Annotated in this window: 8 protein-coding genes; 5 read left to right on the forward strand and 3 right to left on the reverse strand. The window is 65.0% G+C overall.

The window, feature by feature from the left end; all coding sequences use genetic code 11:
* The first annotated feature begins 6 nt into the window (after positions 1-6).
* Both FQ746_RS34185 and sctC read left to right on the forward strand, forming a co-directional pair.
* Positions 7-1,479 carry a helix-turn-helix transcriptional regulator gene (locus tag FQ746_RS34185; RefSeq protein WP_144114223.1) on the forward strand — a complete coding sequence of 491 codons (1,473 nt, stop codon included), beginning with the start codon at positions 7-9 and terminating at the stop codon, positions 1,477-1,479.
* Between the two features lie 79 nt (positions 1,480-1,558).
* On the forward strand, positions 1,559-3,415 hold the full coding sequence (sctC, locus tag FQ746_RS34190; protein ID WP_313955594.1) for a type III secretion system outer membrane ring subunit SctC: 1,857 nt from the start codon (positions 1,559-1,561) through the stop codon (positions 3,413-3,415).
* An 81-nt stretch (positions 3,416-3,496) separates the two neighbouring features.
* Here sctC and FQ746_RS34195 read toward each other — a convergent pair whose 3' ends face one another.
* The 3 genes from FQ746_RS34195 to FQ746_RS34205 form a co-directional block, all read right to left on the reverse strand.
* Positions 3,497-4,432: a response regulator transcription factor gene (locus tag FQ746_RS34195; protein ID WP_260854271.1), complete on the reverse strand. Its 936-nt coding sequence runs from the start codon at positions 4,430-4,432 to the stop codon at positions 3,497-3,499.
* A 382-nt stretch (positions 4,433-4,814) separates the two neighbouring features.
* Positions 4,815-5,582, reverse strand: coding sequence for a DUF3455 domain-containing protein (locus FQ746_RS34200; RefSeq protein WP_186310912.1), 768 nt, complete (start codon positions 5,580-5,582; stop codon positions 4,815-4,817).
* Positions 5,579-6,031: an HrpB1 family type III secretion system apparatus protein gene (locus tag FQ746_RS34205; protein ID WP_144114306.1), complete on the reverse strand. Its 453-nt coding sequence runs from the start codon at positions 6,029-6,031 to the stop codon at positions 5,579-5,581. Before FQ746_RS34205 ends, FQ746_RS34200 begins: the two co-directional genes overlap by 4 nt.
* Positions 6,032-6,482: 451 nt before the next feature.
* Here FQ746_RS34205 and FQ746_RS35460 point away from each other — a divergent pair, with 451 nt between their 5' ends.
* The 3 genes from FQ746_RS35460 (at position 6,483) to FQ746_RS34220 (ending at position 11,538) form a co-directional block, all read left to right on the forward strand.
* Positions 6,483-7,166 carry a hypothetical protein gene (locus FQ746_RS35460; RefSeq protein WP_260854272.1) on the forward strand — a complete coding sequence of 228 codons (684 nt, stop codon included), beginning with the start codon at positions 6,483-6,485 and terminating at the stop codon, positions 7,164-7,166.
* A 161-nt stretch (positions 7,167-7,327) separates the two neighbouring features.
* Positions 7,328-10,417, forward strand: coding sequence for a hypothetical protein (locus FQ746_RS34215; RefSeq protein ID WP_144114225.1), 3,090 nt, complete (start codon positions 7,328-7,330; stop codon positions 10,415-10,417).
* Between the two features lie 155 nt (positions 10,418-10,572).
* Complete coding sequence (locus tag FQ746_RS34220; RefSeq protein WP_144114226.1) at positions 10,573-11,538, forward strand: LysR family transcriptional regulator; 966 nt, start codon at positions 10,573-10,575, stop codon at positions 11,536-11,538.
* The last annotated feature ends 24 nt before the right edge of the window (positions 11,539-11,562 follow it).

Here is an 11,562-nt window from a genome sequence, read left to right on the forward strand (position 1 = left end):
TTCGACATGTTTTCTAGCCTGTATTTTCCGCTGGTTTCCACGCTTGCCTGCGAGAGCGCCCCGCCCGGACATCTGGCGATGCTGCGCGATGGCCGGATTGCCGAAACGGTGTCGTACACCAACCGCTGCGCCGAACAATGCGAAGACGACGAAGCCTTCGGCTGCATGCAGTTGCAGGCCGATCTGCAAACCATGCTCGGCATCGACGTGGATGCGGAAGACTCGTATCGCGAAGCGCAGAAAATGATTCGCCAGTCGCGCCGCGACGTGCGCGCGGCGTCGTGCCGCAACACCGGCTGGCAAGCGTTTTTCCGGCATCGTCTGGGCACCGCGATGGCGTGCTTCATGAGCATCGTCGACGACACGCGTCTCGAAGCGCGTCAGGCGATGGAAGGGCGCTTCGGCGCGTTGTGCGTGCTGCTCGAACTCGGGCAATTGCACGAAGCAGGCGACCTGCTCGACGAACTCGAAGCCATCGTCGATACCTGCGCGCAACCCGGCGAAGCGCCCCTCCAGGATGCCGCCGTCTGGCGCGAACTGGTAGCGACGCTGCGTTACGATCTCGCGACCCAGCAGGAACTGCGTACCGCCGCACAACTCGCCGATCATGTGTACTGGCAGTCGGGCCTCACCGCGCGTCTGAACACGCGGCCGCGCACGGATAGCCGCAACGACCACGCGAGCCAGACCGCGCAACTCGCGGCTCGCGTCGGCTCGCCGCTGTTGCGTGCACGGATCGATTATCTCGACGGTCTGCGACGTCTCGCGGGCGGGCAGCGCGAAGCAGCCGATGCGCTGATCGCGCATCTGAACTGGGCCATCGCCAATAGCCTGTACGCGTACCAGTACGCGGTCAGGCTCGAGATTGCACTGGCGGGTCTCGCGGGTGGCGCAACGCAACTCGCCGAAACCATGCTCGCGCCGCTCGCCGCCGACCGGCGCGTCGCACACGGTCATTGCCAGCTGGAGTACCTGTACTGCCTCGCAAAAACGCGCGCCGCGCAAGGACGCGATCAGGAATCGGTGCAGCTGTATAGCCGTTATGCGCTGGCCGCGATGCAATGTCTGCGCGAAGCGTCCGCCGCGCTGGCGCCGTTCGCGCATCGCGCGAACCGCGTGACCGAGCAGCTCGACGATGTCGGTGCACGCTTGCCCGCGAAGTATCGGCGCGCGTATCGCTACCTGATGGAGAACCTCGAACGCAGCGACCTGTCGGTACGCGAAGTGGCCGCCGAGATCGGCGTGACGGAGCGCGCGTTGCAAAGCGCGTTCAAGAACAGCCTGGGCTCGACGCCTACCGAGATCATCCGGCAGAAACGCATGCAGCGGATTCGCGCAGAGTTGCAGCGCGAATCCGTGCATGGCGAGCCGAGCGTGCTGTGCGCGGCAAGCCGCTGGGGCGTGCAGAACCGCTCGACGCTGGTGAACGGTTACCGGCGTCAGTTCAACGAAGCGCCCTCGGACACGCTCAAGCGCTGAACGCTTCGCCTGCAGACCGCGCGAGCCTGTTGCGGCGCGCGGCCCGATCTCTTTCTCAACCGTTTCCGACAGACCTCACATGAAAGTCATTTCGCGTCGTTACACGTGGCGGCCGCGACTCGTCGCGAGCCTGAAGCTGTGTCTGTGTCTCGTGCTGATCGCCGGAAACGGCGCGCAGCTCGCCATGGCCATGCAGGTGCCGTTCCGTAATTCGATCGTCCATATTGCCGTCGAAGGCAAGGACCTGAAAGACGTCCTGCGCGACTTCGCCGCGAGCCAGGGGATTGCGGCTTCGGTGGCGAACGACGTGCAAGGGACCGTGTCGGGCCGCTTCGACATGGGACCGCAGCGCTTCCTCGATACGCTGGCGTCCACCTTCGGCTTCGTGTGGTTCTACGACGGCAGCGTGCTGGCAATCAGCAGCGCCAACGACATCACGCGGCAGGTCATCCACCTCGACTTCGCCGGCACGCGCGACCTGCGCAGGACGCTCGAACAGATGGGCCTCGACAACCGGCGCTTCCCGGTGGTGTACGACGCTGCACTCGGCGCCGCGCTCGTCACCGGCCCGAGCCAGTATGTCGCGCTGGTCTCGAATCTCGCTGCGCGGCTCGACCAGAATGCGAACCGGCGCGTCGGCACCGAGGTCCGCGTGTTCCGGCTGAAGCACGGCTGGGCCGCCGACCACAACGTCGTGATCGACGGCAAGTCGGTGATGGTGCCGGGCGTGGCGCGCGTGCTCTCGAGCATGTATCACCCGGGCAAGGACGGCTCGGGCGATAACGGCGTGGACGGCGCGGGCAACGTGACGCCCGGCATGCAGCGCCTGTCGCCGATGAACGACGCGGGTGGCGGCACCGGCGGCGGTTCGCCGTTCGCCGGCGGCGATAGCGGCGGCGTGAATCCGCCGCTGCCGTCGTTTTTCGCGCAGGGTGGTGCGCCGCAATTCGCGGGGCAGGGTGCGGGTGGCAGGAACGGTAACAGCGGCTCGCGAGGCGGCAACGACGGCGGCAATTACGCGAGTGGCTCGAACGAGGTCAGCGGCACCGGCGCGATGCCGCAAGGCGCGGGCATGTTGCCGGTCATCAAGGCGGACCCGCGCACCAACTCCGTGTTGATCCGCGATCTGCCCGAACGGGTGGGACGCTACCAGGATCTGATCGATCAACTCGACGTGCGTCGCAAGCTCGTCGAGATCGAAGCGCACATCATCGAGATCGACGACTCGGCGCTCAAGCAGATTGGCGTCGACTGGCGCGCGCATTCGAGTCACGGCGACATCCAGACGGGGACCGGTACGACGTCCGCAAACAGTTACGCGGGCGGCTCGCTGAATCCGACTTTCAGCAGCACCGATTCGAGCGGCAACACGATCATCAATACGACGCCGGCCGGCATCTCGATGACCGCGGTGCTGGGCGATGCGGGACGCTATCTGATGGCGCGGGTCAATGCGCTCGAAGACACGAATCTGGCCAGGATCGACGCGAGCCCGAAGGTCGCGACGCTCGACAACGTCGAGGCGATCATGGACAACAAGAAGAAGTTCTACGTGCGCGTGCAGGGCTATACGTCGGGTGATCTGTACGCGATAGAAACCGGGACGTCGTTGCGCGTGCTGCCGATGGTGGTCGACGAAGACGGCCGGACCCAGATCAAACTGCAGGTGCATGTCGAGGACGGCCAGACCACGTCGGACCAGGTGGACAACATTCCGGTGATCACCACCAGCACGATCAATACGGAAGCGGTCGTGACCCAGGGCGAGAGCTTGCTGATTGCCGGCTATCGCGTGGACAGTTCGTCGAGCGATCAGAGCGGCGTGCCGGTGTTGTCGAAAATCCCGCTGCTCGGCGGCCTGTTCCGTTACCGCGACGATCAGCACAGTCACATGGAACGGCTGGTTTTACTGTCGCCGCATGTGATCGAGTTTTAACGCGCCGGGCTTGACCGCGCTATGGGCGCTGCCGCCGAACCCAAAGTCGGGTCGTGGCAGCGTCCATAGCGCATTCGCCTGTCACGCGAGTCGGCGCGTGCCCGTGTTCTGCGTGAGAAATGCCCAGTTGTCGGGTTCCGGCGACCAGGGTTGCGCACTGCGGGCCGTCGCACTGTTGCCGGCGTGCACCTTGATCTTGTCGTTGGCGGCCGCTCGCCGTGCCGGTGACGCGTCGCGTTGCACGACACGCTCGACGGGTGGCTCGATGCGCTGCTCGTTGCGTGGCTCTATGCGTTGTTCGCCGCGTTGTTCATTACGTTGCTCGATCCGGTAACCATGCGCGTACATCGTGCGCAGCACGATGCCGTGCGCGCCGTCGAGCAGCAGTTTTTTGCGCAGCTTGTAGATGTGCTGCTCGAGCGTGCGTCCGACGATTTCCTCCGAACTGCCCCACACGGTCGCGGCAATCGAGCGGCGCGTCACATAGTTGCCCTGCTGCGAAAACAGCACCCATGCAATCGCGAACTCGCGAGCGGTGAGTTTGATCGGCGCGCCGTTCACATAAGCCGTGCCGTCCGCGCGATGCAGGTGATAGACCCCGGTTTCGATCTCGTCGGCCGCCTGCAGGCAGCCGCCCACCGCGGCGGGATGACTCGCGAAGCGCCGCACTGCGAGGTGGAAGCGCAAGCGCAACTCGCGCGGATCGACCGGCAGCAGCACGATGTCGTCCGCGCCGGCTTCGAGTGCCGCGAGGACCCGGTCACGGGCGCAGAAGTCGCCGATCGCGATCAGCGGTGCGCGCCGGTCGCCATAACACGCACGCCGGGCGAGGACCGGATGGGACGGATCGAAACCCGCCGCCGCATCGAACACGATCGCGCTGAATTCCTCCCGATGCAATGCACGCGCCAGTTCCACTTCTGCGCTATAGCGGGTGCACACCGCGCCTTCGGCTTCGAAACAACTTTCGATCAGTTGAAACAGCGCCGCGTCATGGGTGAAGATTGCAAGTCTCAATGGTTACCTCGCGAAGACATGGCCATTTGGTTGCTCGTTCACTGCTTGCTCACGCAGCAGGACGTCTATGCGTCCCGCGTCCCGGCAAACGAAAGGTAGGGCCTCGTAATCGCTAGGTAAGTAACATTTTGTTAAAGAAAGGCTGAATGGAAATTGCATGATTTGCAAAGCTCGACCGAGCGCTTGCATGCGTGGCGAAGATCGCCGCAAATCCTATGAACTTAGCGGCGATTAGGGCGAATTGAGCGTCCCCGATTGCTGAACAATTGCTCGGCAATAGAGCGAAAAATCTACCGAAACGGTCCGCAAGCCCCATACCACGGGGCTTCCCGAAAAACATTACAGAACAGTAATGAAAAAACTGATTTTATTTGAGAATCGATCAGTCGTTCGGTAGCGGCAGTGCGCTTTCAAGATGGCCGTTGCCGGCCCAAGGGTTGGGCGACGCGTGGCTCGTAGGGATGGTCGATGGGGGTGCGCCGGACAGCAGATTGCCCGCCGGGCTGTAGATCAGATACGTCGCGCTGAACGGCACGAGCAGGGTGCCGCCTTCGCGCGTGCAGAGCGGATTGGGCGGCAGGCCGCCGGTCGTGTCGACACGCTGGATCAGCGAGGTCTGGGCGAAGCTGCCGGTGCCGCTGCGATAGACGCTCGTTACGCCATGAGCGCCACGAGCCCCATTGGCCCCACGCCCCTGTGCTTCGTCGATCCGGTGCCTCGGTACGAGCCGTGCCCATACCAGCGTTCCCGCCGTCACCTGAGCTTCGGCATCGGGTTTGGTAGCGACGTAGCTGTCGTCGTAGGCGACGAAATAGCCGCCGGGCGCGACCGTGCCGACGCTGCGGCGTTGCGCGTCGACCAGCGTCGCGAGATCGCCTTCGCGGCTCCACGACAGCGCTTTGCCGTCACGCCGGCATTCATAAAGACTCTGACCGCGCGCGGTCAAAGCCCGATCGAGATGCTGGTTAGGCCCGGCGCGCAACGTGACGGGAAGGTCGGCATCGGCGGGCGGCAAATAGGGCGTGGTACAGGCGGCCGTGCCGAGCAGCGCGACGCCGAGCGCAAGCAAGCGTGTCGCGTGGGCCGTGCGGTTTGCCGTCAACACCGCGCTGGTAGAACGTGGACGCGTCACCCTCCGGGCGGTGCTCATGCGCTCAGCGCACGGCTCGAACTCAGCGCTTCGCTCACGCGCACGCGCATATCGTCGTGACGGTAGCCGACATGGCTCGCCTCGTCTTCGTGATGCGTGAGGAAGCGGTCGACGATCGCCGTCGCCGTATCGTGGCCGCTCGCCAGCACGGCTTGCGCGTAGCGCTGCCATTCGATGTCGTCGAGCGTGTACAGACACCAGCTCTGCAGCGCCCAGACAATCGGGCTGCCTTCGCCGCGCTCGTCGACCTGACGCAGCGTTTGCGATGCGCCCAGCCAGTTGCCCGACGCTATCTCGAGTCGCGCTTCGCAGATATCGCCGATCGGACCGTTCGGTTGCAACGCGCGCAGCGCTTGCAGCATCTCTTCGAGCTCGGCGCGTGCACCGCTGCGCACGCCCCAGGAAAATATCGTCAGCAGGACGTTCGACACGAGTTGTGGGTTCGACATGGAGGTGCTCCGAAGGCGTGTTGAGCCAGGCGATACGGCAGCGACCCGCGCCGCGCTTTGCAATCCAAGGGGAATCCGTATGCCGCTAACACGCGCTGAACGAATCCGCGCGAATCGGCGCGTCCGACGTTCAATGCACGCGTTGATCGATTCCCTCGATGTGTCGGGATTGTCGGCGAAGCATCGCGCGCGGCGCCGGTCCTGCGCGAAGCATTGAGCGTGCAGGCGAAGCCGGCCGACGTGCAGGCCGCGCTCGCCGGAAGTGTCGCCTGCGACACGCGGCGCGCAGATGGTTTTGTCGCGCGGCGCTTTCGGCTCGCGCAACCTGGCTTCGCATCGATCGACGGCTTTGCGTGACGCCCCTCCTAGTCTGTACGGTGAATTGAGACGCGCTCGTTCAGCGTGGCCGATTCCTTTTCGATCCAACCATGACTCAGCGGGAGCACACATCATGAGCAATGCGATTACGTCCGCGTTCCTGAACTCATCGAGCGGCATTTCGGACTTCGGCTCGTCGGGTACCAGCGGCGCCGAAAGCGGTAACCAGGCGATGGCGAAGGTGCTGCAGGATATCGAGCAGCTGCTGACGGGCGGGCAAGGTACCTCCGGCGGTTCGGGCAGCGGCACGCCAGGCGCGAGCACCGGCGCGGGCAACGGCAGCTCGGGCGGAGTGGGCGGTCTGCAGCAGTTGTTGCAGGATCTGCAGGCGCTGCAACAGGGCGGCGGCTCGGGTTCGGGGACCGGCGTGGGCACCGGCGCGGGCACCGGCGCGGGCACGACGCCCGGTACGGGCGCCGGCAGCTTCGGCAGCGGCGCGACACAAGGCCAGGGTCTGCACGACGTCAAGCTGAACACGAAGGCGGGCGGTGAAGCGCTGCATCTGCAGGAAGACTCGAACGGTACGCTTTATAACGGCAGCGGCAACTCCGTGGGTCAGGTCAATCAGGACGGCTCCGTGTCGCTCAACTCCGGCGCGACGAAGGAGATCCAGCGCCTGGAAACCGGCGGCAAGGGCGGCCTTGCCGGTCTGTTGTCGGGTGTGAAGCCCACGGAAGGCGATGGTGGCAACGCCGACTTCTCGTCGTCGGAAGTGACCGTCAGCGCGGGCGATCTGAATCAGAAAAACGATTTCTGAGTCGGGACCCGAGGGTCGATCGTAGCGATGTTCATCTCCGGAGCCGTGTGCGGCTGAACCGATGCACAGGGTTCCGGATTTGAGTTTGCCCGGGCGGCCGCGCGCAGGCGTGCAGGCTGCCCGATGACTTCCACGAATGCCGTGGGCCGAAAGGAGCGAGCGTGAAAATTGGCAATAAGGACGTGGTGTTTCATCGCGGATTCCTGAAAGCGGCGATCAGGAAGGACAAGGACAGCGAGCCTGCCAATGGCGCGGCGCCGCGTCAGGGAGGCGCCGCGTTGTTGCGGCTCGTGGAGTTGCGCACGGCGCATCGCGAAGGAACGCCGCGTGCGATTGGCGCGAGAACGGAAGGCGCTCGCGACGAGCCTGGCGATGCGGTGAGAGAGGACGCGCCGGCGACGACCGGTCACGAGCGTGCGGTGCACGACGAAGCGAATGGCGCGGAGGGTTCGTCGCGACGCAACGCGCGGCCTCGGGTGGCGCGTCCGCTGGTGACGCCGCGGCATGTCGCAGCCGAAGCGTCGACATCGCGCACGGCTCGCCATGAAACAGTGCGGCAGGAAGTCAGGCAAAACCCGTCGCAGGATGCCGATAGCGACATCGATCAGGCGCTAGTCGACGAGTTGTCGGCCGAAGGTTATGGCGCGCTTTTGCGCAGTCTGGATGAAGTCGATGAGGTTCGCACGGCGCGGACACCGACACCACCACCGCCGCGTCGTAACGAGGTCGCGAGCACGAGTAGCGCGCCGCTCTCGCAGGCGACGCTCACGCCGCCTTCGGAGCAACGGCATCGAGCCGCAACGGAGGCGACTTCGTCGCAACAACGGCCTGTTCAGCAGAGTCAGGTGAGCGCTGAGCAGACTGTGTCGCGCACGGAAACTCCGCTTGCATCCGTAGAGGTGCCGCCGTTTTCCCGGCGCTCGGAGCTGCGCCGGCCGGCGCAGTCCGTGGTGTCGCATAAGCCGGCGCAGAGCACGGCGGCATCGGTGTCGACAGAGTCGGCTGCATCGAACGCGTCGATTGCATCTTCGGTATCGAATGAATCCGTTGCGCCGCCGCCCATTCCGCCGCGCTCGCCATTGCGGCCTCCGGTGCGCAATGCGACGGCCGAGCCGAAGCAAACGACGCCGAGCGAGGCGACAGCCAGCATCGCCGTGCCGCCGTCGTTCGTGCCGCAACGTTCGGAGCGTCGTCGCCCCGTGACGGAGCGACCGCAATCGAGCGGACAGGCGAGCTTGCGTCCGGTTCCGTCGGTTCGGATTACCGAGGCGGATCCGAACGAGGCAAGCGAAACGCCCGTGCATTCGCGGCAGAGTTCGACGGCGACGGCGAATCTCGAAACGATCCGGGAAGAGCCGGCCTCGTCGTCGCTGACCTTAACGGCTGAGACGTCACACTCGCCGGCCACGGTGTCCACGGTGTCCACGGCATCGGCAGAGCAATCGACGGCGGCGTCCCCGGCCGCAAAACAGAAGCAGAAGCAGAAGGCGCCTGCCGCTTCGACGTCGCAACAGACCACGACGCCCAAGACAGCCGAGCCAACGACAACGCCAACGGCAACGGCAACGACAACGACAACGCCAACCACGAAGCTCGAAACGCTGGAACAAAGCACCGTGGCTTCGACGTCGAAGGGCAAGGAGAAGGAGACGCCGCAAGAACCCGCAGCCTCCACGTTGCAACAAACCCCGACACTGAAACCGGCGCGGTCGACCACGGGCGCCGAAACCTCGAATCCCGCTCTCAAACCGTCGACGTCCCAGCCGAACCCGACACCGGGGCCACGACACAGCCAGAACCTCGAAGTCCCGCAACCGACGCATCAACCCACGCATCAATCCACCATCGCGAGCACGTCGGCCAATCCGGCCCGGCCGATTGCTCCGTTGCCGACCGACCTCACGCTGGCGAGCAACTCGTCCATCAGCCAGTTCGAAGTCGGTTCTCACGAACAGCACGAAGCGATCGCCCAACACGCCGGCCTCATCCACCAGTTCTTCAAAAATACCTTCGATCACACGGCGCTCGGCAACACCGCAGGCTGGGCCGCCAATCTGTTCAACGCGACCTTGCGCGAAGGCGGCGTGACCTTCCTCGCCACCGTGCTGCGCGAACTGACCGGCCAGGCCGTCACCAAAGGCCTCGAAAACGCCAGCGAAGAACTGAAGCTCGGCGTGTCGATCACGGTGCTGGTCGGCACGGGCCTGCTGAACGGCGCGGCGATGCTGCGTCAGGGCCGCGACGGCACCGGCAACTGGATCACCCGCACCGCCCAGCTGGCGAATATCGCCGCGCTCTCCACCGCGGGCGCGGTCGCGGGCAAGACCGGCACGCTCGGCGATATCGCGCCGCTGCTCGTCAAAGCCACCGCCTATACGCTCGCGCGCGACGGCATCAACATGTTCGTACGACTCTCGGACAATCGCAGCGAAGACCGCGCACCGATCAACTTCAAGGCGATGGCCACCAACATGGCGGTGTTCGGCGTCAACCAGTTCGTGGTCAACATGCTGCAAGGGCTCGGCGTGTCGTATTCGGGCACCAGCGAATCGGCGCAACACGCGTCGGTGCGTCAGGCGTTCGGCCATATCAGCGCGTTTGCCGCCGCCAACGCGGGCGGTGAAATCACCGATGCGATGCTCTATCCGGCCATGACCGCGTTCTTCGACAAGGTCGGCGAAAGCATCAGCCAGGGCACGCGCGGCACCGTGCGTCAGGGGCTGAGCGGCGTCGCGAATCTACGGCTCGGGGCGAGCATTCACGTGCCGGTGGGTAGCGAACTGATCAACCGGGTGGCCGGTCACGAAGTGGTCGGCGACCTGACGATGGACGACGTCAAGAACAAGGTGAGCGGCGCGATGACCGCGCGTCAGTCGCTCTTCGTGATCCTGTTCTCGCTGCTCGATTCGATGAACAAGGCCGGTCAGAAATTGCCGGCGTCGGGGCATGCGGTCGTGACGAATCTGATCGCCGGCCTGTCGGTCGGGCTGATGCTGTCGAGCTTTCTGTCCTCGTTGTCCCTCTCGCCGAAGCCGGGCGCCGCGAGCACGGCGGGCGACGGTTCCCAGACTGGCCAGACGGGGCAAAGCGCGTTCGATCAGGCCAGCGCGCTGGAAGCCGGGCTCGCCGGGCCACGCATTCAGGAAATCGAAGACGGCGAGTCGGTGGCCAATACACGCCTCTCCGAGTCGCATTCGCAGTCGGGCGGACGCGCATCGCCGCGGCCGAGCCACAGCATCGATCTGCCTTGAGGACGCGGCTTCGTTTTTAATGCAGGAAATCGTGTGCGCGAATTTTGTATTAGGCAAACTTATGGAACGTCATAGGACTGCCTCTTCATGCTCACGACCACCTGCCGGCTTCATACCGTCCACTTCCCGCACCCTCGCTGCAACGGGTACGCAGCGTGAGACGAACCCCGTCGCCCATCGACCTGCGAGCGTTGCAGGCGTTCGTCGCCGTCTGCGAGAACGGCTCGATGACCGGCGCCGCGCGGCAACTCGGCGTGAGCCAAAGCGCGATCAGCCAGTCTATCGCCGCGCTGGAGCGCGACCAGAACCTCACGCTGTTCGACCGGGAGAGCCGCCCGCCGCGTCCTAACGCGGCCGGGCGCGCACTGCTGGAGCTTGCCGGCCCGCTGATCGAACACGCGCAGATGGTCGGCAACCGGATCGGCGATGCGTCGCGGACCGGCAAGATGCCGGTCCGTCTTGGCTGTGTCGACTCGTTCGCGGCCACGGTCGGGCCGGAACTGATCCGCGCAGTATCGAATTCCGAGCGGCAGATTTCGATGTGGTCCGGCCTCACGCCGGGGCTCGGCAAACAGCTGCACGACCGCGAACTGGACATTGCCATCTGCACCCAGACCACGCTGAACGACGCGCGCATCGTCGAAGTGCCGCTGTTTTCCGAGGCCTTCGTGGTCGTGGTGGCGCGCAGCCATCTGCAGGGTCGCCATGAACTCGACTGGCGCACGCTCGCGGCCGAACTGCCGCTGATCCGCTATACCGCGCGCTCCGTGATCGGTCAGCAGATCGAGCGCTTTGCGCTGCATCTGGGCATCAGCAGCCCGCGCCGCTATGAATTCGACGCGACCGATCCGCTGCTGAGTCTGGTCGCGGCCCGCGCGGGTTTCGCGATTTCCACGCCGCTGTGCTTATGGCAGGCGCGCCATTATCTCGACGAGATCGCCGTGATGCCGTTGCCGCCTGGCCGGCTGGGACGGCGCGACTTCTTCCTGCTGCACCGGCAGGGCGAATGGGACCCGTTCGTGCAGGACATCGTGGCACTGACCCGCAGCGTGCTCGAGAAGTCCATCCAGCCATCGCTCGCGCGCGCGTTGCCGGGTTTGCCGGACGATGCATTGGGCTGACATCCTGCGCCAGCCGACCGGGCG

The organism is Paraburkholderia sp. BCC1886 (genome assembly GCF_900996245.1).
Classification (GTDB): Bacteria; Pseudomonadota; Gammaproteobacteria; order Burkholderiales; family Burkholderiaceae; genus Paraburkholderia.